Annotated in this window: 22 protein-coding genes and 1 pseudogene; 3 read left to right on the top strand and 20 right to left on the bottom strand. The window is 50.9% G+C overall.

All coding sequences use genetic code 11. From position 1 onward, the window contains the following. The 3 genes from IPL17_RS09090 to IPL17_RS09100 all read left to right on the top strand — a co-directional run. Nucleotides 1-831, top strand: an 831-nt coding sequence (locus IPL17_RS09090; protein ID WP_345306769.1) for a class I SAM-dependent methyltransferase, incomplete at its 5' end; no start/stop codon positions are given. A gap of 123 nt (nucleotides 832-954) precedes the next feature. After that, nucleotides 955-1,830: a glycosyltransferase gene (locus tag IPL17_RS09095; protein ID WP_345306770.1), complete on the top strand. Its 876-nt coding sequence runs from the start codon at nucleotides 955-957 to the stop codon at nucleotides 1,828-1,830. Further along, nucleotides 1,812-2,246 (top strand): nucleotide disphospho-sugar-binding domain-containing protein, encoded by a 435-nt coding sequence (locus tag IPL17_RS09100; protein ID WP_345306771.1) that lies wholly within the window; start codon nucleotides 1,812-1,814, stop codon nucleotides 2,244-2,246. Before IPL17_RS09095 ends, IPL17_RS09100 begins: the two co-directional genes overlap by 19 nt. Before the next feature lie 54 nt (nucleotides 2,247-2,300). On the opposite strand, the gene IPL17_RS09105 is transcribed toward IPL17_RS09100, so the two are convergent. The 20 genes and pseudogenes from IPL17_RS09105 to IPL17_RS09200 form a co-directional block, all read right to left on the bottom strand. Further along, nucleotides 2,301-3,467, bottom strand: coding sequence for an MFS transporter (locus tag IPL17_RS09105; protein ID WP_345306772.1), 1,167 nt, complete (start codon nucleotides 3,465-3,467; stop codon nucleotides 2,301-2,303). A gap of 11 nt (nucleotides 3,468-3,478) precedes the next feature. Continuing rightward, complete coding sequence (locus tag IPL17_RS09110; RefSeq protein WP_345306773.1) at nucleotides 3,479-4,729, bottom strand: FAD-dependent oxidoreductase; 1,251 nt, start codon at nucleotides 4,727-4,729, stop codon at nucleotides 3,479-3,481. 58 nt (nucleotides 4,730-4,787) lie between these two features. Then, nucleotides 4,788-5,138, bottom strand: coding sequence for a hypothetical protein (locus tag IPL17_RS09115; RefSeq protein WP_345306774.1), 351 nt, complete (start codon nucleotides 5,136-5,138; stop codon nucleotides 4,788-4,790). A gap of 8 nt (nucleotides 5,139-5,146) precedes the next feature. After that, nucleotides 5,147-6,124 (bottom strand): annotated as a pseudogene (locus tag IPL17_RS09120) (proline racemase family protein). Nucleotides 6,125-6,164: 40 nt separating this feature from the next. Further along, nucleotides 6,165-7,076 carry a 4-hydroxy-tetrahydrodipicolinate synthase gene (dapA, locus tag IPL17_RS09125; protein ID WP_345306775.1) on the bottom strand — a complete coding sequence of 304 codons (912 nt, stop codon included), beginning with the start codon at nucleotides 7,074-7,076 and terminating at the stop codon, nucleotides 6,165-6,167. Between the two features lie 57 nt (nucleotides 7,077-7,133). Further along, nucleotides 7,134-7,412 (bottom strand): hypothetical protein, encoded by a 279-nt coding sequence (locus IPL17_RS09130; RefSeq protein WP_345306776.1) that lies wholly within the window; start codon nucleotides 7,410-7,412, stop codon nucleotides 7,134-7,136. Nucleotides 7,413-7,769: 357 nt separating this feature from the next. After that, nucleotides 7,770-8,891 carry a M14 family metallopeptidase gene (locus tag IPL17_RS09135; RefSeq protein ID WP_345306777.1) on the bottom strand — a complete coding sequence of 374 codons (1,122 nt, stop codon included), beginning with the start codon at nucleotides 8,889-8,891 and terminating at the stop codon, nucleotides 7,770-7,772. Then, nucleotides 8,891-10,339: an SLC13 family permease gene (locus IPL17_RS09140; RefSeq protein ID WP_345306778.1), complete on the bottom strand. Its 1,449-nt coding sequence runs from the start codon at nucleotides 10,337-10,339 to the stop codon at nucleotides 8,891-8,893. Before IPL17_RS09140 ends, IPL17_RS09135 begins: the two co-directional genes overlap by 1 nt. A 126-nt stretch (nucleotides 10,340-10,465) precedes the next feature. Continuing rightward, nucleotides 10,466-12,403: an amylosucrase gene (locus IPL17_RS09145; RefSeq protein ID WP_345306779.1), complete on the bottom strand. Its 1,938-nt coding sequence runs from the start codon at nucleotides 12,401-12,403 to the stop codon at nucleotides 10,466-10,468. Between the two features lie 18 nt (nucleotides 12,404-12,421). Further along, nucleotides 12,422-13,333, bottom strand: coding sequence for an ROK family protein (locus IPL17_RS09150; protein ID WP_345306780.1), 912 nt, complete (start codon nucleotides 13,331-13,333; stop codon nucleotides 12,422-12,424). A 28-nt stretch (nucleotides 13,334-13,361) separates the two neighbouring features. Further along, nucleotides 13,362-14,840 carry a glycoside hydrolase family 32 protein gene (locus IPL17_RS09155; protein ID WP_345306781.1) on the bottom strand — a complete coding sequence of 493 codons (1,479 nt, stop codon included), beginning with the start codon at nucleotides 14,838-14,840 and terminating at the stop codon, nucleotides 13,362-13,364. Further along, on the bottom strand, nucleotides 14,837-16,435 hold the full coding sequence (gene treS, locus IPL17_RS09160; protein ID WP_345306782.1) for a maltose alpha-D-glucosyltransferase: 1,599 nt from the start codon (nucleotides 16,433-16,435) through the stop codon (nucleotides 14,837-14,839). The genes IPL17_RS09155 and treS overlap by 4 nt, the downstream gene beginning before the upstream one ends. A 49-nt stretch (nucleotides 16,436-16,484) precedes the next feature. Continuing rightward, nucleotides 16,485-17,354, bottom strand: coding sequence for a carbohydrate ABC transporter permease (locus tag IPL17_RS09165; protein WP_345306783.1), 870 nt, complete (start codon nucleotides 17,352-17,354; stop codon nucleotides 16,485-16,487). Further along, entirely contained in the window at nucleotides 17,351-18,331 is a 981-nt protein-coding gene (locus tag IPL17_RS09170) for a sugar ABC transporter permease (RefSeq protein ID WP_345306784.1), read from the bottom strand. Before IPL17_RS09170 ends, IPL17_RS09165 begins: the two co-directional genes overlap by 4 nt. A 172-nt stretch (nucleotides 18,332-18,503) precedes the next feature. Beyond that, nucleotides 18,504-19,841 carry an ABC transporter substrate-binding protein gene (locus IPL17_RS09175; protein ID WP_345306785.1) on the bottom strand — a complete coding sequence of 446 codons (1,338 nt, stop codon included), beginning with the start codon at nucleotides 19,839-19,841 and terminating at the stop codon, nucleotides 18,504-18,506. Between the two features lie 204 nt (nucleotides 19,842-20,045). Next, nucleotides 20,046-22,130, bottom strand: a complete 2,085-nt coding sequence (locus IPL17_RS09180; RefSeq protein ID WP_345306786.1) for an alpha-galactosidase — start codon at nucleotides 22,128-22,130, stop codon at nucleotides 20,046-20,048. Nucleotides 22,131-22,150: 20 nt separating this feature from the next. Continuing rightward, nucleotides 22,151-23,155, bottom strand: coding sequence for a LacI family DNA-binding transcriptional regulator (locus tag IPL17_RS09185; RefSeq protein ID WP_345306787.1), 1,005 nt, complete (start codon nucleotides 23,153-23,155; stop codon nucleotides 22,151-22,153). Nucleotides 23,156-23,360: 205 nt separating this feature from the next. Beyond that, nucleotides 23,361-23,999 (bottom strand): uracil-DNA glycosylase, encoded by a 639-nt coding sequence (locus IPL17_RS09190; RefSeq protein WP_345306788.1) that lies wholly within the window; start codon nucleotides 23,997-23,999, stop codon nucleotides 23,361-23,363. Nucleotides 24,000-24,050: 51 nt separating this feature from the next. Continuing rightward, complete coding sequence (locus IPL17_RS09195) at nucleotides 24,051-24,842, bottom strand: cyclic nucleotide-binding domain-containing protein (protein WP_345306789.1); 792 nt, start codon at nucleotides 24,840-24,842, stop codon at nucleotides 24,051-24,053. Between the two features lie 81 nt (nucleotides 24,843-24,923). Continuing rightward, nucleotides 24,924-26,756, bottom strand: a complete 1,833-nt coding sequence (locus tag IPL17_RS09200; protein WP_345306790.1) for an adenylate/guanylate cyclase domain-containing protein — start codon at nucleotides 26,754-26,756, stop codon at nucleotides 24,924-24,926. Nucleotides 26,757-26,890: the final 134 nt, after the last annotated feature.

Genomic DNA, 26,890 nt, shown 5'->3' on the forward strand with positions numbered 1-26,890 from the left:
ACAGACTCCGTCCGCACGTATTATGACCAGAATACAAATTTATTTCTGAAATTCAGCAGTTCCTCCAAAGCGCAAAACATCCACCGCACCTTATGGACAGACGGCGCGCAGACTCTTGATGAAGCGCTGAATGTATCCAATGCCCGTATTCTCAACGAGATTGAATCGGTTGTTAAACAAAATGCAAAAATTGCAGACCTCGGCTGCGGAGTTGGCGCGAGTCTGTTCTATATTTACCCGCGTTTGCAAAACCCCGCGCCCGCGCTCGGTCTGACCCTCAGCCCTGTGCAGGCAAAACTGGCGCGCGGTTCAGCCGAACAATTAAATCTGCAAGATCAAATCCTATTTGCCGAAGGTAACTTTACTTCCGTGCCGCTCGCGGGTGATCTGGACGCTGTTCATTCAGTCGAGGCAGCCTGCCATGCAGTGGAGCCTGAAAAATATATCCGCGAGGCAAGCCGTTTATTACGCAGCGGAGGGAAACTTATTCTTGTGGATGATTATCAAACAACGCGTTCCCTCTCGCAAAATGAATCCAAATGGCTAAAGGCCTACATCGATGGCTGGTACGTTCCAGGTGTTCGGACGGTGGAGCAGGTAACCGCATGGGCGGAAAAATATAATCTGCGTTTGGTTAGGAACGATGAACTCACGCCGCATTTACGTTTACGCAACCTGCCCGATCTTCTTGCACGCGCGATTCTTTTTATTGGAAATCTTCTGCCGATCAAACACGCGATCCTGCCGTCCATGCTGGGGAGCATGGCTTTACAGCAATGTCTGCATATGGGAATTGTTGAATATCGGTTTTTGGTATTTGAAAAAATATAGTTTCATCTACCCTCTGGTGGTCGAGTAGGGCGAGTGGTTTTCTGCCCGTCAGAACCAAGTTGCAACACTACATGGGTCCGATACGTTCCGCAAGCGGCTGAACACTGACCACCAGAGTAATAAATGCCTAAGACCATCACACTCCTCACCAGCGGCACGCGCGGCGATGTGGTTCCGTATATTGCGCTCGGCCTCGGCTTGCGCGACGCGGGATTTAACGTCCGCATTGCCGCGCCTGTTGGGTTTGCGAATCTCATTCAAGGTAGGGGCGGGGTCACCCCGCCCCTAACCTTCGCGCCCTTCGAAGGCAACCCCACAGATTTAATGATCGAGCAGGGCGACTTCACGCCCTTCACCATCGGCACGAATCCCATCCGTTCCATTCGCGCAACACAAAACTTTCTGCGCAAGGCGCGTCCGCTGTATGCGCGCATGTTGCACACCGCCGCCGAAGCCTGCCGCGGTTCGGATGTTCTCATCCACGGCCTGCCCACGATTTGGGGCGCGCACATCGCCGAAGGCTTGCGCATCCCTGCTGTCCGCGCAGTATTGCAGCCGCTCGCGCCCACCCGCAATTTTCCATCCACGCTTTTACCTTTTCGTTTTTCGCTTTTTGGGATCGGAAATTGGTTCTCGCATTGGGCTGTGACTCAAGCCCTGTGGCTTTCATGGCGCTCAGAGATCAACCACGCGCGTCACGCGGACTTTGGCCTGCCGCCTGCCCAATGGACAGATCCTTCGCTTCAGGCATTTCCCCGCCAACCTCTCACGTTGAATGGATTCAGCGAACAGATCGTTCCCCGTCCGCACGATTGGAATGAGAAGCAGGTTATTACAGGGTATTGGCGCACTCTGGAGTCGGACAGCTTGCTGTCCGAAAGCATGAGCAGCAAGCTGCTCAACTCCAGAATTTTATTGACTCATCGCCGAACCCAATCGCCATTGGATTTGGCAGTCCTGGCACGCAGGGATATTTGTCCATGCTCGAAGAAGCATTAAATATCGCCAACGCTCAAGCCGTGTTGACCCTCCCTGCCAAATGGCATCGAGAAATAAAATCGAAGAATATCTTCCCCGTCGAATACGCTCCGCATGATTGGTTGTATTCGCGTGTGAAAGTTGCTGTGCATCACGGCGGGGCAGGGACAACGTCTGCCAGTTTGCATGCGGGGATTCCCACCATTACGATGCCGTTGGCAATTGATCAATTCTTCTGGGGCGAGCGGATTTATAAGATTGGAGTCGGACCCAAACCGATTCCGCAGCGGGGGTTGTCCGCGGAAAAACTTGCGAATGCAATTCAAGAATCTCTACACAACAGCGACATGCGCGCGAAGGCAAAAACCGTCAGCGCAAGATTGAATGCAGAAAACGGGATTCAGGCTGCGGTGAGGGTGATGCGTGATATCGTGTAATGTCGTTGCGAGGAGCGTTCTTGTTCTTTGCGACGCAAGTGTCGTCGGGCTAATCTAATGCCCTTCTCGCAATGACGTATATGCAACCATCAAAGCAAAAATAGCGAGCAGACTTCCCAGCCAGTACGGCGCGGAGAAGGCGATCACTTCAAATGAAATGCCCGCGATGACGGGGCCGAAGATGTTGGTGAGGCTGAGCAATGTTTGCGTACCGCCCATCAAACGGCCCTGTTCGCTTTCAGAGACTCGCAGGGAGACGAGGGCAGTGAGCGAGGGAATGCTCATGCCCGTGCCGAGCGCGACGATGGTGACGGCGGGATAGAGCGCCCAACTGACGGGCGCGAGCGCCATGCCCGCCAAACCGATTGCCATGAGCGTGAGGCCGACGAGTGTAAGTTTGCGTTCACCGAAGATCGGCTGCAGTTTGCCGAATAAAAATCCCTGAATGAAGACGGCGCAAATGCCAACATAAAGATAGAAGAAGCTGTTTTGGGTCGGTGTCCAATGAAAGCGGAAGTTTGAATAAAGCGGGAAGTTGGATTGCAGACCAGCGAAGGCGAGATTTAACAAAAACATTGCGACCAGGAATTTTTTGATATTTTCCTGTTTGAAGAGACTTGTGAATTGCCGTCCAAGATGAGCCAAATTAAAAATAGGTTTGGTCTCTCGTCGTTCAAGCAGAAGGGATTCGGGCAAAACAAAATATCCAAAGATGACATTGCTCAACGCAATCGCAGAAGCCGTAAAAGCAGGGACATATAAACCATAAGGGCTTAATAACCCGCCCAGCGCGGGGCCAGCCATGAGACCCAGCCCAAAGGCCGCGCCGACCATGCCCATGCCGCGCGCGCGATTCTCGGTGGTGGTCACGTCCGCGATATAGGCATAGGCGGTGGTGAGGTTTCCGCCTGTTAATCCATCAATTAATACGGCAAAAAAAATGAGTGGAAGCGAATCGGCCATCCCGAGCATTAGATAGCCAAAGGATGTGCCGAGCAAGCATACCAGCAGAACAGGTCTGCGCCCGTAACGGTCAGAAAGCGCACCGAGGACGGGTCCCGCAAACAATTGCGCGGATGCATACAGCGAACTCAGCGCGCCCGCAATGGCCGCGCCTCCGCTCTGTGCTTGCACGTAAAACGGCAGCAAGGGCAGCATGATGCCATAGCCGAGCATGTCCACGAAGATGGTGATGAAGATAAAGATGAGGGAGGAATTCAAGAAGTTTTCAACTAAAACCTTTCCAGGCTTAATGGACGCAGATCGAACGCAGTTTCTTTCCCATTGATCAACTCAGCCACAACCTGACCTGTCCCGGGTCCCAGCGACAGCCCGAGCATGGCATGGCCTGTGGCAAAGATCAAATTGTTGTGCTTTGGAGAACGCCCGATGATGGGCATTCCATCAGGTGTGGTGGGGCGTAATCCCGCCCAGGTTTCTTTCACGTCCAGTTTTTCATCCAAACGCAAATATTCACGCGCGGAATTTTCGATGCGCTCAAGCCAAACAGGATTCGGTTCCATGCTGTAATTGCCCACTTCGAGTCGGCCTGTGAAGCGCAGAATTCCGCCCATCGGCGAAACCGCGATTCTTCTTTCACCGAGAATCAACGCGTGGCTTGGCATCGTCTTTGTCGCGGACATGGTCATGCTGTATCCGCGCGCGGGCTGGATGGGGATATTCAGTTTGAGATCACGCGCAACGGACGAAGATAATGCACCCGCAGCGAGGATGACGTGCTCCGCTTCAAACGCCCCCGCGCTTGTTCTTACAACTTTGACCTTTCCCCCCGCTGATTCAAATCCCGTAACAGGCGTGTTCTCCAACATTTCGGCACCCATCGCGCGGACTCGGTCACTTAACAGTTTGAGAAATACCGCAGGGTTGAGATGTGAGTCCCCTGTGAAATGCACACCGCCGATGATATCGTCCAATGCGGCAGGTTCCACTTCATGAATTTTCGCTTTGTCGTACACGCTGACGGGAATTCCATGCTTTTGCATGAATTCGCCTTCGTGACGTCCATCGTGGAAGGCTTTTTCGGTTTTGTATAAAAAGAGCAAGCCTTTTTCCTGATACGAGCAATCGAATTTTTCTTCAGCAATTATTTGCGCGAAATTCTTCGCGCTCAATTGACCGAGATCATTCAAGGGTTTGATGCTGCGTTGCACATTTCCATCATTACATGCCAACACAAACTTTAAGAGCCATAAAATATAGTTTGGGTCGAGGCTGACCTTCATCCCAAAGGGACTGTGCGCGGGGTCGAGCATCCATTTGAGAGCGGAGGTCACCACCCCAGGCGCAGCCAGCGGAATGATGTGACTCGGCACGATATGCCCCGCGTTGCCCGAGCCGCTGCCTTTGCCGATCTCTTTGGCATCGAGCAGAGTAACTTTTCTTCCAGATTTCAAAAGGTAATACGCGCAGCTTAAACCCACAGGTCCGCCGCCGATGATGAGTACGTCCGATTTTGTGGTCATTATAATTTCCTCTCAGGGAATGACTTTCCAGCCGTCGAGATTGCCTGGAAGCCCGAAATCATATTTCAAGTAAAAACGCGCAACCGATCTGGCAGAGAAGAATATTCTGCGCTTCCTTTCCATCAAGCAAGGTTGGATCTAATGGCGAATGCCGCTGTACATGACAGATGAAGAGAAACGGCAGTTTCCTTTCGACAATGATCATTTCATAAATTGCTTCACCTGCTGACTCAGGTTCCCAATAACGCGGGAACCATTTTTCTGTTTGCAATATTCTCGCGAGATGATCCACCACATCAGCATATTTGAGCGGCTGGTAAGAATGAATGCCGCGCTTCAATAATTCCTGCTGGTCCAGGTGACCGTGTTTCAAAAGAAATGTCAGGGTTTCATCGTCAATGCCATGCATGGATTTAATTATATGCCTGTGCCAAATGGGTCGCGCTCATCCACCAAAATCGTGCCTTCTGCCATTACCCACGCTTCGCCTGTGATGGTTGGGATAATATTTTCTCCATCCAATTGCACGCTGCCTTCAAAGATACTGCCGACGACGCTTTGCTGTTTCCAGATTTGACCCACTTGCAATTTTCCATCGCCATATAAACAAGCGAGTTTTGCGCTGGTGCCTGTTCCGCAGGGAGAGCGGTCGTAGGCTTTGCCTGGGCAGAGGACAAAACTTTTGCTGTCCGCATCGGGTGTGGATGCGAATAACTCGACGTGGTCAACTTCCGCGCCGTTTGCGCCTGTGATGCCGTTGGCGGTGAACTGCTCGCGGACTCGCCACGAGAAATCGGTCAGCGCTTCGAGGTTTTGCATGTTGACTTCAAGTCCGTGGTCGTGGCAGAGGAAGAACCAGTTGCCGCCCCACGCCACATCGCCGTGGATGGTTTTGCCGTCAACGGTGACAGGGACATGAGTCAAGTGGCGGTAGGCGGGGATGTTTTTGACGGAGACTTTATTGGGATATGTCGTTCAGGCGCCCGCTTCCCATTCTTGTGGAGAGTTGCGTCGCTCCACAACCTCCAACGCGGGAGGTGCTCCACACCCAGGGGGTTTCACCCGAATCACGCCAGGCTGGACTTTTTCCAAATAAGCAAGCGATGCAATTAAGCCAATGGTGCCGTGTCCGCACATGCCGAGGTAGCCGACGTTGTTGAAGTAGATGACTCCGAATTGACAGGTCGGGTCGGCGGGCGGGACGAGGTACGCGCCAACGAGCACGTCTGAGCCGCGGGGTTCGAGCAGGACGGTGCGGCGCAGGTCGTCGTGATCCTTTTTCAGCATGGATAATTTGTCAGCAACGGAACCAGTTCCGAGGTCGAAGGGAAGCGAGGTGATGAGGCGGGTAGGCTCTCCGCCCGTGTGTGAGTCCAAGAAAGGGATACGAATCATTTTTTCACCACGAAGTGAGCCACCAGTAAACAGAGGCTTTTTAACGGTGGTTTGATACCTTCGCGCTACTCAACCACGGGTTAAAGATTGTTTTGAATATCTTCTCAAATTCCGCGCGGTCTTCAGCGGACAGGGGCAGCAACGGCTGGCGTGGATTGCCAACGGGGATGCCGCGCAGTTCGCAGCCGACTTTGACCTTTTGGGTGTAGCTGCCGCTTTCCATGTTGCGGAGGAGCGGGAGTAGCTTGTCCATGTGCTGGCAGGCTGTGACAAAGTCGTTGGCGAGCGCGGCTTCGAGAACGTTGTGATGCTCAAGCGGAGCGCAGGAGGCGGCGCCGCCGATCCATGCGGTGGTGCCCCACAGGAAGTAGTCGAGCGCCTGATCGTCGGAGCCGCAGATCATTTGATAGCGGTCGCCGTAGCGCAGGCGGAACTCGTAGACGCGGGACATGTCGCCGCTGGCTTCTTTGATGCCGATGATGTGATCGTATTTGGTCAGACCGTCCATCACTTCGTAGCTGACTTCGGTGCCCGCGCGCCAGGGGAAGTTGTAGAGCACGATGGGAATTTTGACGGCTTTGGCGACGGCTTCGTAATGCGCGAGCAGTTCGCGCTGGTTGGGACGTGAATACGGCGGGACGGCGACCATGAGCGCGTCGTAGCCCATGCCCTCGGCGATCTGCGAGTAGCGGACAACGTCGCGCGTGGCGCCAGAGTTGGTGCCTGCAATGAGCGTGACCCGCCCGTTGACTTTCTCTTTGGTGAATTTGAAAATCTCCAGCCGTTCGGCTTCGGTGAAGGCGTAGACTTCGCCCGTCGTGCCGCCTGGGACAAGCCCTGCGATCTTGTTGGCGATCAGGTATTCGATCAGTTGTTCAAGGACGGGGTAGTTGATGCTTTCATCCGCGTTGAAGGGGGTGACGATGGGGGCGTATATTCCTTTGAGTTGCATGGGAGGGCTCCAGTGATTCGGTGTCAAGTGTCAGGTTAAAGGTTTCAAGTTTGAAGGTTAGTTTACTTCCCCCAGTGGAAGTGGGCAAGAGTTATTTTTTGGCCAGGAAGGTTTGTTGCAAAAAAGGTCTGGATGGTCAAAACCAAAATCTTTCAAAACTGCGACCATCTTTTGCGCATTATCAGGATGAATGGCGATCCATACATCCATATCACCAGTGGCGCGTGGATAGCCATGATACCCAACCGCATATCCCCCGATGAGCAGGTATCTAACGCCTTTCTCGTTCAGTAATTTCAAGAACTCTTTGAAGTCGAGCGGCAGATTTAGTTCCATAGTTGATCCTTCGGAGGATTTCCACCTGTTGCAGGCGCTCTTGTGGTGTTCTTGCAAGCCAATAAGCCTTTTCACCTGAGTCGTCAGTAAGGGATACAACTGAAAAGGCTTTGCGGTCTATTTTGAGATTTGAGGTCAAATCGCGGTTCATAAGCTAATTATACCTTCGTCCAGCCAGGGTTGAATGGCGCGCTGTTTTGACAACTGCGGGGGGAGGACTTCATAGCGGACTCACGGATGGAAACGGATGGCTGATCATGTAGAGAAAGTTTACTTCCCCAAAGACAAACAGACAAGTGCTAATAAAAAAGCCTTCCGAGTTCTTGAAAACTCAGAAGGCTTGCTATTCAAAACTTGTTACCTGTGAAAAACGCCGTACGCGTTGAAGACTCCTTCAAAGGCTTGCCTGCAATCGGCGATGGCTTTTTCGCGCCATTTGGCTTCAGCGGGGAAGAACAACTCTTCGTATTCTTTTCTCACCCTGCTGTGGAGCGACTCTGAGCTTGCGCTGTATTGAAATAAACGGTTTTCCAAAATGGTGGCGCGCATACTGCGGATCTGCATCGGGAGGGATGCCCCGAATGTGCCGAATTCAAAACAGGTGGCGAATAATTTTTTGGATGGATATTTTTCGTCGCGCAGTTGATAGAAATATTCGGTGATGTCGCCGCTGACAGTGTAGAAATCGGACGGGGTGGCGGCTACGATCTGCGGATACTTAAAGCGCCGCGTCAATTCCTGGCTTGAGGCTGGTTCGCGAGTCGAGTTGACGAAGCTCATCTGATAGCGCGGACCGTACCCCGTGTGCATGTCGAGATGAATGACCTGTTCATATTCGTCAAATGCGCGCTGAAAAAGTCCGCGCATCACCTGCGTGCTCTCCTGCGTGGACTGTCCGCCGAACTGCACGCCGCGCGGATGGCGATATTGTCCGCTTAACATGCCCTGTCGAATGCGCAGGATGCCGAGCCGAACGATGCGCGAAACCAAGCGTGATATAAAGGCGATATCACTTGCAAATAGATTCGTAATGGGGCGCGCAGGATTTAACAGGGGAGTCAATGGCTCATAATCGGGGTTGATCTGCGGGTCGAAGTTTTCATCCCAGATGAAGTTGCGGTTCAGGTCCGCATTGTTCTCGTTGTAGCGGCGGCGGTTCTTCATGCCAAACGGATTGACCGCGTGGACAAGCAGCAAACCTGTGTTCTCTGCGTTAAGTCTCGGCGCAAATTCATCCATGAAAGTTTTAAGCATGACCGAACCCACATAGCCTTCAATGCCATGCAAGCCGGTCGAGATGACGATGAGATTTTCCTTTTTGCGCGGTTCCGCCCAGGCGTAGTCAATGCTCAGGGAAGGGTCGCTTTTTAGCGGATAAGACTCAAGGCGTGAATCCGCCCATTGGCGGCGAAGCAGTTCAAAGTCATGGATGAAACGCGCGCGTGAGGCTTCGTATGATTCAGGGAAGAGTGTGTCCATTAGAAAGGTCCAAATCCGATCGCTACAGCGATCCCCAAAAATGCAACGGTGGCGATGATGACCCACAGCCAAAGTTTGGCTGTCCAGCGCAGCCATTTGGGATAACTGACGACTGTCAGACCGAGACTGATAAGCAGGACGGGGTTGGTAGGGTAGGCGAGGTTGGAGAAGCCGTCGCCGAAGATATAGGCGAGCACGGCGGTTTGGCGGGTGACGCCGATCAGGTCGGCAAGCGGCAGGACGATCGGCATCATCAGGAAGGCTTTGGCTGAGCCTGAGGCGATGAAGAATTCGATACCGAGGGCGAGGACGTAAACCACGAGCGCGCCGGGGAAAGCGCCAAGTTTTTGGAACGGTTCCGCCGCGGCATGCAGGATGGTGTCGGTGACGCCGCCGCTGTCGATAATGAAGCGGATGCTGGCTGCCATGAGGATCAGCGGGACGGAGGGGGCGAGTCCGCCCCAGCCTTCGACCAGTCCCTGCCATACTTTTTTGCCGCCTGCGCCTGAGATGAAACCCGCGCCCAGTCCGCCGATGAGAAAGAGGATGCCGACGATGGGCAGGGAGTAATCTGAAATGGCGGGTACAAAGGGACCCATCAGCATGACTGCGAAAATAAAGAGCAGAAAGAAACCGAAGAAACTGATGGCGCGATTTTGTTTCGGGTCTTCGGCAATAAGGTCTGTATCCATTTCCTTGTATTTCTCGCGTTCAGCATTATCTTCGCCATGCACCAGAGATGACTTCGGGTCTTTGTCGATTTTGCGCGCATAGGCGGAAAGGAAAAAGCCAAATATAAAATAAATAACGATAAAGATAATGATACGAAGCCACGCCCCGGAGAAAAGCGGCAAACCCGCAAGCTGCTGCGCCACACCGAGCGTGTATGGGTTCGAAATGGCAGCTGAGAAACCCATGTTGGTGGCGAGGATGGACATGCCGAGACCGACCAGCGCATCCCAGCCAAGGGAATAGGAAAGGGCGATCATCACAGGCACAAGCAAAACAACTTCTTCAAATGTGCCGAGTGTCGCGCCGAGGAACATGAATGCCAGCGAAACCATCCACAGCAGGGTGTACTTGCGCCCGCTGAATTTGCGTACGATGCTGCCAATGAAGGCGCGCAGAGTACCGGTCTTGTCCATCACGGCAAATGCGCCGCCCGCAAAGAACAGAACAATGATGATGACAATGACGGTCAATCCGCTGGAACTGCCGAGGACTTCAAACGGAGCAATGAACCAGCGCCAGATGGGATAATCCGGGTGCGCGACAAGTTGAAAGGATGCGGGGTCAATGGTTTCGCGCCCATCCACTTCAATACGGGTGTACTGTCCTGCGGGAACGACCAAAGTCAGAATCCCTGCGACCATCATCAAGACAAATAAAATAACGAGCGATTGAATGAACGCTCGTTTACCGATCTGTGCACCTGCTTTTTGTTCCATGGGATGCTCCTGTATGGGTATAAGTGCAAACTTTACCACAAAAGCCGGGCTGTAATTGTTAATGAATTAAAAATGCAGTCCCTCAATACTTGAGGGACTGCATGATCTCTTTTCATCTGTGGTCGGTCATCCAAAAATCAGAAGATCCAAAGGTTCGATGGTGACTTCGGTCTGAGGTGATACGCTGCTTATCCCATGTAATTGTTGTTTTGAATAAACTGAGTATTGTTCAAAAACACGCTTATGGATATTTTGCGGGTCTTCGGAAAAATTCGCGAAGACCACAGCCCGTTTCCCTGCGTGAGTCCGCATGAAACCGAGGACATGTTCGTTTTCGGTCGGGAGGATCTCCAGCTCGCCGCCCGCGAACGCTGAATGATGTTTCCGTAATTCGATCAGCGTTTTCAAGCCTTGGAAGACTCTTCCCTCGATGGTTTTCGAGTCGTTTCGTTTGGCATACTTCTCCCAATCTGTTCGCGGACGATGCACCCAGCGGCTGTCCCGTTCATGGGCAGGGTCGTCACGGTAGGAGTAATCGTTAAGTGTGCCGACCTCGTCGCCAAGATAGATTAGCGGGATGCCGCCAATGGTGATCACAACTCCATATAACAAGTGGATGCGGCGGATGGCAAGCTCCACTTCCTTTTCACCTTCTTCATATACCGCCTTTTCAAGCCCCGCCAAAGATGCGCAAGTTCCGCTGATGCGGCAATCGCCGTTAAGCGGATTTTCCTGAAAGGGGAGTCCGCGCGCGAAACTGCCTTTATGTCTGCCGCGATAGAACTCATTCAGGAAGCGGCGATGATCGTTGCCATTCATACCGAGCAAGGCGGCGTCTTCATCCGAAAATGTCCAGCCGATGTCGTCGTGGACTCGCACATAGTTAACCCACGCGGTTCCAGAATTTATCTTAAATCGGGTAGCCAGCGCCTGCGAAAGTAAGCGTACTTTGCGCGTGGCGAGTGAGTTCCACAAGAGCGCCATGGTCAGCGGGTTATATGAAAGCTGACATTCCTCTGGCGAGATGTATTTCACCACATCGTCAGGATGCACGATGGCTTCGGATTTGAAAAGCAGTGCAGGGGCTGCGATCTTCGCCACAGCGTTGAATGCCTGGATCAAAGTGTGCGCTTCAGGCAGGTTCTCACAGCTTGTGCCCATTTGCTTCCAGATGAAAGCAACAGCATCGAGGCGTAATACTTCCACACCTTGATTTGCCAGGAAAAGCATTTCCTCTGCCATGCGGTTAAAGACAGCGGGATTGGAGTAGTTCAAATCCCATTGATAGGAATGGAAGGTTGTCCACACCCAGCCGCCCTCTTTGAACAGGTTCGGGAAAAATGTAAATGCTCCCGCGTGTTCGTCAGGGAATATCTCCCTGAGATTTTGCTCATACAGGTCGGGCATCTCACGGTTCGGGTAGATGTGATAGAACTCCGAATACTCATCATCGCCATCTTTGGCGCGCTCCGCCCAAAGATGTTCATCCGATGTGTGATTGAAGACCAGGTCTACGACGAGGCTGATACCTGCTTTGCGGAATTCACAAGCGAGCGAGGCAAGCTGTTCCATCGTGCCAAGCGGGGGATGGACCTCGCGATAACTACTGACCGCGTAGCCGCCATCGTTCTCACCTGCTGGGGCTTTGAAAAGCGGCATAAGGTGCAGATAGGTCAGGCCGAGTTCCTTGAAATATGGGATCTTTGATTTCACGCTTTCGAGATCATTGGCAAAAAGGTCCACGTAGCAGATCCCGCCCAGCATCTGGTTCGACTGGAACCAGAGTGGATTCTTCTCCCGCGCATTATCCAATTCACGCAGGTCAAGCGGACGGTTGAACCATGAATTCGCAAGTGCCATGAGCAGGTCTTCGATGTGGAAGAAGAAATCATAGTTTTTATGGTAAATATCAAAATATAACTTGAAGAGCCTTGAAAAATTCTGCTGCAGGCGTGATGAAAAGACCCGCCAGCCTTGCGGGTCAGCCTTGATCTGTTTCTTCAACCGTTCTTCAAGACGCGGGAGAATGCGTTTTAGGGTTCTTTGTGATTCTTTTTCCAGCATGATGTTTGCTCGCTTTAATTATTTGGAATTTATTTGTCCTGCAAGCGCGAATGCGCCGAGTACGCCTGAACGATTGCCAAGGCCTGGGTTGGTAATATAGGTTTCTATATTTTCCAGAATGGCAGGTGACTTGATATAACCGTTGATAAGTTGTTGTGTGCGCTGTTGAATTTTCGGGAGCAGGTGAGGCAGCTGCCCCACCCCTCCGCCGATGATGATGCGTTCAGGAGAAATGACGTAGGAATAAGAGGCGAGGGCGCGCGCTATATATTCGGCTTCGAGTTCCCACGCAGCGTGCTCTGGCGGGAGTGTTCCGCCGCGCTGTCCCCAGCGTTTTTCGATGGCGACCCCGGATGCGAGTCCTTCAAAGCAATCGCCATGGAAAGGGCACGCGCCTACAAATGGATCTTTGGTTGTATCGTGAGGCAGCGGAATGTGCCCCATTTCTGGATGGAGCAGTCCGTGCAGTAATTTGCCCTCGACGTATGCGCCGCCACCAACGCCGGTTCCTATGGTGAGGTAAATGAAGGTATTCAACCCTTGTCCCTGACCCCACTGCCATTCGCCGAGCGCGGCCGCGTTCACATCGGTATCGAACGCGATCGGGATATCAAAACTGGACTGAACCATCCCTACTACATTAGCATTCGTCCAGCCGGGTTTCGGAGTGGGCAGAATATATCCATAGGTTTTTGAATCAGGATTCGGGTCAAGCGGACCGAAACAGCCAAATCCGATCGAGGAGAGTTTGCCATGGACAACTTCCTGCTGTTTGAAGAATTCCACGGCCTGAGCCATGGTCTCTTGCGGAGTAGTTGTTGGGAAATTCGCCGATGCGCGGATGTCGTTCGGACCCGTACCGACCGCGCAAACAAATTTTGTTCCGCCGCCTTCGATCCCGCCATAGAGTGGTTGTGTCTTATTTTGCATATGTTTTATCCAGCGTTGGTAATTTATGTTAATTATGGAATTTTGCCGGGTCAAGTTGATATATATCCAGCGAGTTTAAAATGACCTGCCCGCCTTCTGTAAATAATTCCAATCCCTGGCTTTGATCGGATGGGAATATGCAGTCTGTTAGTACGGCAAGTCCATGATTGGCGAAAACTTCAATGGATGAAGAATCTACAAATATATGCAGGCTGATCATATTATCTACAGGCTGCAACTCGACAGAATGGACTGCGGCAAAGGCATCTGCGAACTCCACTTTGCCCGAGAGAGTGCGATCCAGCTGTAGTGTTTTTTCTTTTACCCTATAGCTTATGATCGTGCGTTCATCCATGCCGACACGAACGCAGAATCCAAAGCAATTCACATCTTTGGCGATTTGAAACTCAGCCGCGATCTCCAGAGCTTTCCCTTGAAGCCCGTCAAGTAAATTCAAGCCAGGCTGAATGGCGGTTGGCCGCCAGTGGTAATGTATATTTCGTAATTTTTCTAATTCGCGTACCGGCTTGTGGGCAAGTCGAATACCGTTCGTTGTTTGGGTCAGTGATAACTCGCGCGGAATACTAAAGACTCCGCGCCATGTGGACGTGGGAATAACTTTGGCGTATTGCCAGTTGCTCATCCATCCGATCATGATGCGGCGTGAATTGGGTTCGTCGTTCCAGGATTGCGGAGCGTAATAGTCAGCGCCATGATCTGCCCAGAGAATAACTTCTCTGGGATTTTCAGAAACAAATCTTTGGCCGTCAAAGTCACCGATGAAATACTGTGTCCCGGATCCTCCAGCGGGACCGCCATTCCCAACTCCAACGGTCAACACCCAGCGTGAGTCAGAACCGTCATCCAGGGGGATCTTGAACAAGTCTGGAGTTTCCCATACGCCATTTGTAGATCCATATCCGCCGCCAAAACTTCCGCTTTGTTCCCATTGTTTTAGATCGGTGGATGTGTAAAAAAGGATCGTATCACCTGCCGCGAGACACATCACCCAATGATCCTCGTGCCAAAAAACTTTGGGGTCGCGAAAATCATTCAAGTTCCCAGGGTGGGCAATAACAGGGTTGCCCGCATACTTCGTCCATGTGCGGGCCTTATCTGTACTGAAAGCAAGATTTTGAGTTTCCAGGTGATCCTTGTTGTATGTAAAGATCGCGACCAGTGCCTTTTCGCCGAAGCCTGCGCTGTTATTCCAATCCACCACGGCGCTTCCTGAGAAGATCATTCCTTGCTCATCGGGATGCAGCGCGATGGGGAGATGCTGCCAATTAATTAGATCTTTGCTAACGGCGTGTCCCCAGTGCATTGGCCCCCAAACCGTTGCTTTGGGATTGTACTGGTAAAAAAGATGATATTCACCTTCGAAGAATACCATTCCATTGGGATCGTTCATCCAATTGGAAGGCGGCGTAAAATGATATTCTGGACGATACATATCATGCATGTTCTGGTTTTGAAGTACATCATTTCTTGCCGTGGGTTCGGTCATTTCAATTGTTCCAGCCATATATAGGAATAAGGTTGAAGGGTAACCTGTGCGGTAAGTGTTTGTGAATCTCCGCCAAGCAAGTTCAGATAGTTTGTTTGATATTCCTCTGGAATCTGAATTGTCTCTGCAAAAGAGGCGAGGTTGTTGATGACTAGAATCGTATCATCCTGATATCTACGAAGAAACGCCGCCACAGACGGGATGCCCATATCGATCCATTCCATGCCGCCGCTGCCAAAGGCGGCATGCTCTTTGCGAATGGCGATCATTCTTTTAATACATTGGAACAACGAACTAGGATCATTCAACTGGCTGGCAACATTTACCTGTTGATATCCCAGGTCTCCTTTGACAAGTTCCGAGAAAGGCTTGCCCGTTGAAAAACCCGCATTTGGAGAATTATCCCATTGCATGGGCGTGCGGACTCCGTTGCGGTCGGGCAGGTTGAGGTTGTCGCCCATGCCGATCTCATCGCCATAATAAAGGATGGGAGAACCAGGCAGGGTGAAAAGCAGCGAGTTGATTACTTCGATCTTGCGGCGGTCGTTGCGCATGATCGGCGCCAGCCTGCGGCGGATACCCAGGTTAAGGATCATCTGCGGTTCTGGCGCATATTCCCGCCACATGAACTCTCGTTCATTTTCTGTCACCATCTCCAGCGAAAGTTCATCATGATTTCGCAAAAAGAGCATCCATTGACAAGACTCGGGAATCGCGGGGGTTTCTTTTAAGATATTGATGATCGCGCTCGCATCACCCTGCGCCAGCGCGAGATACATACGCGGCATCAGCGGGAAGTGGAATGCCATGTGAAATTCATCGCCGGCGTCGAAATATCGGGCCAGCTCGCCCGGCCATTGGTTACTCTCCGCAAGCATGATCGCGCCGGGAAATTCCGCATCCATCATGCTGCGAATGCGTTTTAGATAGGCGTGAGTTTCGGGCAGGCTTTCACAATTCGTCCCTTCGCGTTCAAAGAGATAGGTCGGCGCATCCACACGAAAGCCGTCAATCCCCAGGGTTAGCCAAAAGCGCATAACATTCAGCATTTCATCCCGCACTTTTGGGTTATCGAAGTTCAGGTCCGGCTGGGTTGAATAAAAGCGATGCCAGAAGTATTGACCCGCTTTTTCATCCCATGTCCAATTGGATTTTTCCACGTCGCTAAAGATGATGCGTACATCTGCGTATTTTTTATCGTCATCATTCCACACATAATAATCACGATAAGGCGAGCTGCGGTCTGAGCGCGATGCCTGGAACCAGGGATGTTCGTCAGATGTATGATTCAGCACCAGGTCCATGATGATGCGGATACCGCGTTGATGCGCCGCTTCGATCAGGTCTTTGAGCTGGTCCAGCGATCCGTAGATGGAGTCTACGCTGTAATAGTCTGCAATATCATAGCCGTCATCGCGCAAAGGGGATGGGTAGATTGGCATGATCCAAATGCAATCCACGCCGAGGGTTTGCAGGTAATCGAGTTTCTCGGTCAACCCGCGCAGATCTCCGTGACCGTCGCCATTGCTGTCCTTGAAGGCGCGGACGGATATTTCATAAAAGACTGCGTTCTTATACCAGAGGTTGTTGTTCATATATAGAAAGTGGACTGGGCAACCAGTCCACTTTATCCCTTTTGGAAAGTTATCCTTTGACTGAGCCTGCAAGCAGTCCGCGAACGATGAAGCGTTGCAAACTGAAGAACACAATGAGCGGAACAACCAGGGAAATAAAGGAGCCAGCGGCTACATCCTGCCAGCCCTCTCCGTATTGACCCAGCAGCCTCAACAATTGGTAGGTCATGACTGATTTCTGTTCCCCGACGAAGATGAAGGCGATCAGGTAGTCATTCCAAACCCACAGGAACTGGAAGATCGCAAAGGAAGCGATCGCAGGAGCAGACATCGGCAGCACCAGTTTCCAGAAGATCTGGTAGTAGCTGGCGCCGTCCACCTTGGCAGCTTCGATCAGGGAAATAGGCAGTGTCATCATAAAATTGCGCAAGGTGTAGATTGCCAACGGCATCGCAAAAGCGCTGTGTACCAACCAGGCACTGACGTAAGTTCCAGTGAGCTGAACATCAAATGTGCGCTGTATCCAGACCATTCCCCGGAGTACCGGGATCAACGAAGACTGTACCGGGATAACCATCAATGCCACCAGGGTTGCAAAGAAAAACTCCTTGCCCTTGAATTTCAAGAAGGTAAATGCATACGCGGCATTTGCCGCGATCATGAGCGGAAGGATGGTCGCAGGCACGCTAACCGAGATGGTGTTTATTAGAGAAGACAGCATTCCACCCGCAAGCGAATTCTGGTAGGCATCCAGTGTCCAAGCCGTACCAATCGGATTTAGCAGGGCTTCCCACCAAGGCGAGATCTCTGCCATCGAACGCGGCCGCAAAGATGTGATGAGCAGACCGACTGTGGGGGTTGACCAAAGAGCAACCAGAATGATCAACATTATGGTACTGCCCAGATTCATCCTTCTAAGTAGGTGCGCAACTTTATTCATCGCAGTGCCTCCTGCTGTTGTACTGTCTTAATTTGCAGATACATCAACGGACCGATCAACAAGACCAATACCGTCACCACCGCAGAAGCAGGACCAATATTGGAGTTCTCGAAGAATTGCTTGTACCATTCAAATGCCAGAACACTGGTGGTGAAGTTCCCACGGGTCATGGAAAGCACGATATCGAAGACTTTCATGACAAGGATCAGGACAGTGACAAATACCGACATCACCGTTCCCCAAACCTGGGGCAGTACCACGCCGGCAAAGACCTGCCAGGCAGAGGCTCCGTCTAATTGGGCTGCCTCAATCGTTTCCTCGGGCACATTTTTGATCGCAGCAGAAATGACCACCATGGAATACCCGACCTGCAGCCAGACTACAACCGCCATGAGTAAAAAGGAATTCAAGCGTCCCTGATCCATGGTAAGCCAGGGTTGTGCTTCAAAACCAATCCACTTCACCAACGCATTAAGCATACCGACTTCCGGGCGACCCGGCGGAACATAGGAATAGAAATAAGACCAGATGGTCGCTGCTGCCACAAAGCTGATCGCCATGGGCATGAAAATCAAAGACTTAAAGATCCTTTCGCGAGTTGGCCCTACTTGATTGGTCAGGGTAGCTACGGCAGTCCCAATCGCCACAGTAATTGCCGGCACCACCAGCACCCATAGGAAATTATTTAGCAGGATGCCGAGGAAGCGCTTATCAGTAAAGAGATCAATATAGTTTTTGAATCCCACCCAATGTTTCACTCGATCGTCCATAAAGGACCAAATCACGGTCTGAAGTAGTGGAACGATCAATACTAGAATCACCAGCACCGCAGCCGGAGTCAAAAACGCCAGCCAGTTTGCCTTGCTGGAAATGCGTTTTGGCAGCAGCGAGATCAAGAAGTTAAGCAGCCAATACAGCCCATAACTGGCAGCGATGCCAATCACGATGGAAACGAGTCCGAAAATTATGTCACTCATATCTTAATCTCCGTTATTTTGATCTCGTGGTTTGCCAGCTAACCGAACACCACCAGCTGAGGGAGTGCTACGGGCGTCTAACCCGCATAACCAAGTTTAGGTTAAGCAAGAAAAGAGATGTGGCACTGACTTGTGAGAGCCAGTGCCACTATTTTATATCTTTAAGAAGCGACTAGGGATACTTGCTGTCGATGCGAGCAGCGGCCTCAGCCCAGGTAGCGCGGCCTGCAACGAAGTCGGTACCAGCAGCCCAGAATTCAGCGTTAACTTCAGCGGGCATCTGGTCGGAACCATCGAAGCCAAAAACTGCAGCGTTGGCCATGGCTTCACCGATCTTCCTCTGCATTTCGTTCGGATAGAGGGATAGATCGAAGGTCTTGTGTGGGGAGATATCACCGGTGGCAACCTGGTACTTCAGAACATCAGGGCTGAAGATGAAGGCGACAACCTTGGCAACATCCTGGTCAACATGGCCGTCGAAAACAGCGGCGATATCACCACCACCGATCACGCCAGCCTGCGCACCTTCGGGAGCGGGAAGCGGGAACACATCGAGATGAGTGTAATCGCCAGCCTTGACTTCAGCTTGAATATCTTCAGGCATGAATGCGGTGATAAAGGAACCCTGGCGCAGCATGAAGCACTGGCCATTATCCTTCCCTTCGGCGAACAAAGGAGTGGTGTCCTGGAAGGAGTTGGTCGCCATTGAGATACCGCCGCCATTAACCTGGCCTTCAGCAAGCAAGCGCTTGGAAACTTCTTCGGCAGCCTTGGCAACTTCGGGGGAAGCAAAATCAACTTCACCGGAAATCCACTTGGCATAAACTTCAGGACCATTGAAATCCAAGACGTACTGCTCAGCCCAGTCAGTGAATGGCCAGCCGGTGGCTCCGCCGGACTCGATGCCTGCGCACCAGGGATAACCAGTGCCGTCGGCCTTAATTTTTTCCTCAAGTGCAACCAATTCAGCGTCATTGGCAGGCACGGTGTAGCCGTTGGCTTTGAAAGCTGTGGGATTGTAGAAGACCAAAGTCTTCATATTCGCGGAAACGGGTAGACCATAGATCTTGCCGTCAACAACTGCAAGGGTATCCCAACCAGGGACCAGGGTGGATTGCGGAATGCTGATGTCGATAACCTCATCGAGGGGGACGAGCATGTCAGCGAGGTTCTTCAAACCACCGGGCTGGGGCCACATGGCGATGTCAGGTTCCTGCCCGGCTTCGATCTTCACCTTAATGTCGGTGTCAAAGGTGGCGAGGGAAGTAAAGGTGATTTCGATTCCGTTGGCTTTACCAAACTCGGTCAGGGCCTGTTGGAAAGCAGCGGCCTGAGCTTCACCGTAACCACCGAAAATGGTGACCGAGCCATCACCAGCAGGAATAGTACTTTCAGCAGCTGCTTCGGTAGCGGCTGGCGCTTCAGTTGCGGTCCCACCGCAAGCGGTGAGTACCATGGAAGCCAGAATGAGTAGACTTATCAGGGACCAAATCAGGGACTTCTTGTTCATTTCTTCTTTCTCCTCATGAGTTATGAATATGGATGGACAACATAAGAACAGAAAATCTGGTTTCTCTGTGTTTGTGGAAAAGAGCACTCCAAGAAACCAGTCGCGACCGTATATGCTCTTGTTTGAAAGTGTTACCTTGAAAGCACTTTCAATCAAGAGTTTAGCACACTCGTTTGCAGGAGTCAATATCTGCGAGGTAAATTCCTAAATTCTCTTGATCCGTAGTATTTTACTTTGCAGGTTATTCAATACCACTTTTAACCCCGCCTCCATCCAGGCTAAACCAGACCAGGTTTGCTCAACCCCTTCGATGGAATAAAGCGCTTCGGGGTCTAGCCCGCGCAAGTGGATCAGGGGAATATTGAACGGCTCGGGGATGTGTGTGCGGAATGCGAATAGGACGCCTTCAGTTTTGTCCTTGCTCAAGTATTGCACTGCCGAGTAATCATTCTTTTGAGATGAGATCAAACGGAACTGGTCGCCAAACTGAATGATGTGACGAATCTCTTTGTACAAGCTGATGCATTTCGCGGCTGCCTCACGATCAGACTGATTCCACTCAAGCAGGTTTCCACCTACTCCAAGTGAGCCGCACATGCTGACGTGAAAACGGAACTCAAGCGGCACAAGGTCTTTGTCCCAATCCGTCACCCAGGCTTCCATGGTGTTGGCAGGCAGGAATTGCGAATAGCCTTCCTGAATATTTAAGCGCGCGGTGGCTTCGGTATTATCGCTCGTCCATATCTGGTCTGCAAACTTGAGGATGCCAAAATCAGCCCGTCCACCCCCGCTGGCACAGCTTTGCCAAATAACTTTGGGATGACGCTGACGAAGTATGTCCCAGACATGATACAAGCCTTGTACATAGCGTACCCAGATCTCGCGCTGGTCACCGGGAGCATCTGCCCAGCCGGGTTCACTCACGCCGCGATTCATGTCCCATTTAATGAAGGTGATATTGTTTTCGCTGAGAAGTTTATCGAGCGATTCGATGATGTGGTTTTGCACATCTGTCCGCGCCATGTTAAGAATAAGTTGATTGCGGCTTTCGGTGCGCGCGCGGGTCGGGAAGTGAATGACCCAATCGGGATGGGCGCGGTACAGGTCGCTGTCGGGGTTGACCATTTCAGGCTCGACCCATAAACCAAAGTCCATACCGAGATCGTTGACGTTCGTTATCAAACCGCCAAGTCCGTTCGGGAATTTGACCTTGTCTGGGAACCAGTCACCAAGACCGGCATTGTCGAGGTTGCGGTTGTGGAACCAGCCATCATCCATAACGAATAATTCCACGCCCATTTGCGCGGCGATGTACGCCAATTTGGATTGAGATGCTTCATCCACATCGAAGAGGGTCGCTTCCCACGAGTTGTATAAAATCTTGTGCGGCGTCTTTCCATGCGGAATGATCTCATTGCGCACATAGTCATGGAAGATCCTGCTGGCCGCGCCCAAACCATTTTTTGTGTACCCGGAAATGGAGGCGGGTGTGACGAATATTTGATGCGGCATTAACTTCCACGCAAAATCCCAATCATTGAGCCCGATGCTGATGCGGGTGGATGCAAACTCAGTTGCCTCGGCGGTGATCTTGAAGTTGCCGCTCCATGCCAATGTGCCGAACCAGACTTCACCTTGTTCTTCGCCTGCTATGCGGTCAACCGCAAACCACGGGCTGGCGCGGTGACTGGGAATGATGCGGCGGCTTTCGATGACTTTCAAGCCCGGTGTCAACGATTCTCGCTGCACGTGGAATTCATCAATGTGCCGCCCATAGAGATGGGTCAATGAGTAATTGTCACCGGGTGGCAAAGTCCACTTGGCGGAGAAGGCGCGTTCGATCAGGATCGGATCATCGCCAAGGTTTTCGAGCGTAGCCCAGCGTTCGATGAGGTCGTACTCCTCGTGGATGCGGTAATGGAGAGTCAACTGCAACGGGTAATGGGAATCCTTAAAGCGCAGATCCAGCACCGGTTGGGGAGAGATCGTAATGGAAAAATCCTCGTAGGTCAAAACCACATCCCGCGTTCCATCGGCATAAGTGACTTTGAGACAGGGATCGATGTACTTGGTGTTGGCATACCCGGGATATTCTTCCGGAACGAAGTGGTGTGGTCCGTCAGGAGAAGACCATTTGATGGGATCAAATGGCGCTGGATAGTCGCTGATGTAAGGCAGCCGCGCCCCCCAATATCGATGTGCAAGCAAACCTGCTGGATTTAATCCAAGCGCGTAGCCGGTGTTGCGCGTTTCAAGAATCCAGCCTGTTGCGGATGAGTGGATTGGCATAAGATATCTTCCTTAAAAAATTATGTTGTCTGGCGTTCGATGATGTTGAGGGGTAAATTTACATGTTGAGGAGGGCGTGAGGGATCTGCTATATGTGTGAGTAATATTTCAACTGCCAGCTTGCCTGACTCATCCAGATGCTGGCGGACTGTTGTAAGATCAAGGTATTCAGCTGAATCAATATCGTCAAACCCGATCACAGCCAGCTGCTCCGGCACTTTTATGCCCAATTCGCGCGTCACTTTCAAGGCGCTAATTGCCTGAATATCGGCGGCGGCAAAAATCGCTGTCGGGGGAGTGGGAAGACTTAATAATTCGCGCGTTGCCTGCATGGCATGTTCCTTGGTATTCGCGAACAATCGGATATATTCATTGGGAGACTGAATGCGGGCTTTTTTCATTGCGGCTTGAAATCCCTTCAAACGCATTCCGGCGGGGTGGATCTCAAAATCGTGGGGCTCTTCGTCGCCAATGAATGCGATACGCTTATGCCCTTTATCCAGCAGGTATTGCGCCGCCATTTGGCCGCCCTGAAAATTGTCTATTTCAATGCTGTTAAGTTCAGGGTGGGAATATTCGATCAACACGGTATCGATGCCGTGTTCAATGAGCCGCTGCGCATCTTTTTTCTGAATGGGCAGGGACATGACGATCAGGCCGTCAAGATTCCCTGTGAATGGGATCGAAGAAAGATAGCCCTGTATATGATCAGACGACTCAACTGTGAAGATTACCAGTTCATAGTTAGATACTGCCAACGCGGATGCAACGCCTCGCAAGCGCTGCACGAAGGATGGAGCAGTGAAGAATGGTGTGATCACGCCGATTCGATTGGTGTTGCTCAATGCGCGGGCACGCGCTTCGGCTTTTGGAACGAATCCGAGCTTGTCGATCGCGTCCAATACAAGCGCGCGGGTTTCAGAATTCACTTTTTCGGGAGTGTTCAATACACGCGAGATCGTTGAAATGCTGATCCCCGATTTTTCGGCAACATCATAAATGGTGGGTTTCTTTTTTCTGGGCAAGGCTATTCTCTTGAAAGCAGGAATGAAAGCACTTTCAGTTTAGCATAATATGTTATGAAACGTCAATCTGGATCGGGGATATATAAACTGGACAAGTAATTTGCTTGTCCAGTTTAGTAAAGAGGTGGCTTCTGTTTGAAACTTTATAGGTCTGCTCAACTGCGGGGTTGACCAAAAGAACTTGTACTCCATTCGGATATTAAATTTACATTGAGGATTTGCCCTGCGTCAGTTCATCATACTTCCTGCGGATTTCGCGGATATCGGCCCACATCATGGCTTTGGGGGAACCAGGTTCGCGTGATTGATTTCTTAATAAATAGGAAGGATGAAAGATCGGCATTAACCAATGACCTTCGACCTGAGTCCATTGTCCGCGCAGGGAGGTGATGCCTGTCTTTTTAAGCACGGATTGGCAGGCAACATTCCCTGTCAGCAGGATCACAAGCGGGTCGATCAACCGGATGATCTCAAAGACGAATGGACGGTAGTAATCAATTTCCTGGTCATTCGGTTTGCGAAATGATTTGCCGTCTTCCCCCGGCGGCATGCGGAATACGGAGTTGGTTATATAAACGTCTTTATCCGGGTCAAAAGACCCTGCTTTCAAAACCTTATCGAGCAGTTGACCCGCCGGTCCCACAAACGGTTTGCCTTGAATGTTTTCCTGCGGACCGGGCGCTTCGCCAATGAGTAGTAATTTAGCGCTTGGGTTTCCACGGCTGATGACAATATTCGTGCCAGCATTCGCGAGCGGGTCATCCTTCAAGCCTTTGAGCGCGTTGAGAACATCATCAAGGGATGAAAATTGTTTTGATGCGTTGGGTAAGTTTGATGGAAACATAGTTGGCTTCCTCGCGATAAAAATATTGCTCTCGTTAATTTATGAGTACGGTTATAAAAACTGCTTGAGTTCGTCGATCGTCCTGTTCTGTTCGTTTTGCGGGAGCGCTGACAGGGAGTTCTTGATAACGCTGATTTCCACAGTCTTTTCAGCGTCATCCAGATTGGGCAGATAATGCGCGATCAACGTGCGGGCAACATGGTTAAGCGTATTTAGATAAGCCCACCCCTTACTGCCTACAACCGCCGTCCTTTGAACAATATTTTGAAAATGAAGGATCCCGTTTAAAGTAAGCCGGGTTTTTCTGGCGGTTTCCTCCTGTTGTTTTTTCATTTCCCGCCTAACCTGTTCAAGTTCTGACCGCAGTTCTTTAACATTTTCCGAAGCGATCATTTGCTGTTCAAGGCTTCTTGCTAGATTTTTACACAGGCGTGATATCAATAACTCTGCCCATTTTGGATTGGTAAGGATCGTTTGGATGTTCGGGTTGGGTATTCTATAAACCACCACATGGCTTGAGCGGGATATGACAGTTGCGCTCCTGGCCTCGTCAATGATCATGCTCATCTCGCCAAAAAAATTGACGGCTTCGATCGCGCCAATTAATTCTCTGGATGTGCCCGAGCCTTTGAAGACCTCCACATTCCCAAACCTCAGGAGATATAAGGCGTGCTCATGCTCACCCTCTCTGATGATGACTTCCCGCTCGGGGTAAATTCGTATGAGATTTCGGAAGGATGAGATTTCTTCAGTTGGGATTCCATATTGAATATGGAGTTCGTTTGGGGATATGGAATTTCCTTCGACATACCCATTTTTCGTCCCAGCCTGTGTTTCAGCCATGTGAGTTCCTCTTATAGTTGATAAGCGAATTGGTTGCCATCATCGACCTCTTTCTTAATTCAGGCAAGTTGCAAGCAGGGACTACTCTATTCCCAGAACCTTATATATCCTGATAGGTTCCTGTTTTCCTTTAAATAATCGCTCTTCCACAAACTCTGCTGCGATTTCATCCTTAACTATATTATATACCTGCCCGCTGATCAGGATCGGCCAGGCGTGGAACTTTGTTTGATCTTGCAGGCGTGCGGCAGTGTTTACGGCATCACCGATAACGGTGTAATTCAGACGCTGCACTGAACCGATCATCCCGACGAAAACATCACCGCTGTGGATGCCGATGCCGATATCGAAAATCCCGTCAAACCGCCCTTCTTCAAGCCACACCTTGCGTAATTTATTTAATTCGACGCGCATTTCCATCGCTGTCCGAACCGCCCGGATGGCATGATCGGGATGGGGGACGGGCTCCCCGAAAAAAGCCACAATGGCATCGCCTATATACTTATCGACCGTCCCGCCATGTTTGTGGACCACTTTTGTCATGACATCCAGATAAGGGTTAAGCATTCCAACCACCTCATCCGGTGTCAATTTTTCTGATAAGTTGGTGAAATTACGGATATCTGAAAATAAGATCGTTAAGTTTGCCCGTTTATGCAAACTCAAAATATCAGGGGTCTTTATTAACTGGCTGACAATTTCCGGGGAAACGAATTGTCCAAATAATTTTTGCAGCCTGCGCTTTTCCAATTCCTGATTGAGCGCTTCATCAAAGCTGGGCACTAAAATTCCCAGCAATAACATCAATTCAGGGGCAGCCAACTCAAATTGCCACTGCCGCTGGGTAAATAGGAAGAACCAAATCAGTCCGTAGACAACCATGCTGCCAAACATGATGATGATCGCTTTGCCCGGTAGACGGCGGCGGCTGATCAGCCATGCGAATATTGCCGTGAAAATTAATATCAATACACGTACCGCCGGGGATGGGATATCAATGTAATCTCCAGAAAGGATTGTGTCCACCACATTGGCTGTGATCTCGATGCCCGGCATCCTCTTCGAGGTTGAAAAGGGAACCGGGTAAATATCTTGCAGGGTGACGGATGTAGCGCCGATCAAAACGATCTTGTTCTTGAAAGTTTCAGCGGGGTAATCTCCAAGGGCGACCTGGAAAGCTGGATAGTACGTGAATGTTTCCGGGGGGCCATTAAAATTTACCGACAGGCGGCCGTTTTGCAATGGCACGATCTTGGAATTAAAAACAAGATGATCAAGCGCGGGGCTTTGAGGCGGGTCGACGCCAAGGTAAGCCTGCGTTATTTCAAATGCCCAATTAAAATAAACCCTGTCATCGTATGCTGAATGGTCATACGCCTGCACGCTGCGGATGATGGCGTCATTGTCCGCGAGTATGCCAGCTATGCCCATGTCCGCCAAAACCTCTGGATAGGGAGTTATTGGTAATTCCAAAGTTTCTGTATTGGCTGAGCGGAAAATATTCATGACCGCGACCACATTCCCGGCGTTCTCAAAAGCTTCCGCCAGCGCTTGATCTCCCGCCGGGTCGGGGTCACTTCCAAATAACATAACATCGAAACCAATGACGCGCGCCCCCGCGTTATTGAGAGCATTGATTATTTCTGCCAGATATGTGCGCGGCCAGGGCCAGTGATAGCCGGTGTAATTGAGCGAGTTATCGTCAATGGTCACAATGACAATGGGTGCTGATGGCGTTTGCGTGCCTCTCAATCGTAAGGCTGCGTCAACGAGATATAGTTCCAGTCTTTCTATGGGTGTGGGTAATTCCCATAAACGGCTGCCGACCCGGTCTAAAAAGATCAGGCTGGCGATGACAAAAATAATTAAGCCGATACGGGAGTTGCGTGAGGATTGGATTGTTTTATTATTCATAAGGCGTTTCTTTCCAGAGATCGCAATCCATCAACTATGGACATAACGCATAAGCAGAATGAGTGAGAAGTGCATTTATCCATGTAATAAAACCTGAGTCATTTGGCACGCAGACTGATGTTGGAAAAGTAAAC

The organism is Candidatus Villigracilis saccharophilus, assembly GCF_016711665.1.

Bases quoted from the DNA above. Each gene is read 5' to 3' on its own strand.
- treS (WP_345306782.1), bottom strand. From the start codon at position 16,435: ATGAACAACAACCTCTGGTATAAGAACGCAGTCTTTTATGAAATATCC.
- IPL17_RS09135 (WP_345306777.1), bottom strand. From the start codon at position 8,891: ATGGACACACTCTTCCCTGAATCATACGAAGCCTCACGCGCGCGTTTC.
- IPL17_RS09115 (WP_345306774.1), bottom strand. From the start codon at position 5,138: ATGCATGGCATTGACGATGAAACCCTGACATTTCTTTTGAAACACGGT.
- IPL17_RS09100 (WP_345306771.1), top strand. From the start codon at position 1,812: ATGCTCGAAGAAGCATTAAATATCGCCAACGCTCAAGCCGTGTTGACC.
- IPL17_RS09140 (WP_345306778.1), bottom strand. From the start codon at position 10,339: ATGGAACAAAAAGCAGGTGCACAGATCGGTAAACGAGCGTTCATTCAA.
- IPL17_RS09180 (WP_345306786.1), bottom strand. From the start codon at position 22,130: ATGCCAATCCACTCATCCGCAACAGGCTGGATTCTTGAAACGCGCAAC.
- IPL17_RS09190 (WP_345306788.1), bottom strand. From the start codon at position 23,999: ATGTTTCCATCAAACTTACCCAACGCATCAAAACAATTTTCATCCCTT.
- IPL17_RS09175 (WP_345306785.1), bottom strand. From the start codon at position 19,841: ATGAACAAGAAGTCCCTGATTTGGTCCCTGATAAGTCTACTCATTCTG.
- IPL17_RS09200 (WP_345306790.1), bottom strand. From the start codon at position 26,756: ATGAATAATAAAACAATCCAATCCTCACGCAACTCCCGTATCGGCTTA.
- IPL17_RS09170 (WP_345306784.1), bottom strand. From the start codon at position 18,331: ATGAGTGACATAATTTTCGGACTCGTTTCCATCGTGATTGGCATCGCT.
- IPL17_RS09130 (WP_345306776.1), bottom strand. From the start codon at position 7,412: ATGGAACTAAATCTGCCGCTCGACTTCAAAGAGTTCTTGAAATTACTG.
- IPL17_RS09150 (WP_345306780.1), bottom strand. From the start codon at position 13,333: ATGCAAAATAAGACACAACCACTCTATGGCGGGATCGAAGGCGGCGGA.
- dapA (WP_345306775.1), bottom strand. From the start codon at position 7,076: ATGCAACTCAAAGGAATATACGCCCCCATCGTCACCCCCTTCAACGCG.
- IPL17_RS09145 (WP_345306779.1), bottom strand. From the start codon at position 12,403: ATGCTGGAAAAAGAATCACAAAGAACCCTAAAACGCATTCTCCCGCGT.
- IPL17_RS09165 (WP_345306783.1), bottom strand. From the start codon at position 17,354: ATGAATAAAGTTGCGCACCTACTTAGAAGGATGAATCTGGGCAGTACC.
- IPL17_RS09155 (WP_345306781.1), bottom strand. From the start codon at position 14,840: ATGACCGAACCCACGGCAAGAAATGATGTACTTCAAAACCAGAACATG.
- IPL17_RS09110 (WP_345306773.1), bottom strand. From the start codon at position 4,729: ATGACCACAAAATCGGACGTACTCATCATCGGCGGCGGACCTGTGGGT.
- IPL17_RS09195 (WP_345306789.1), bottom strand. From the start codon at position 24,842: ATGGCTGAAACACAGGCTGGGACGAAAAATGGGTATGTCGAAGGAAAT.
- IPL17_RS09095 (WP_345306770.1), top strand. From the start codon at position 955: ATGCCTAAGACCATCACACTCCTCACCAGCGGCACGCGCGGCGATGTG.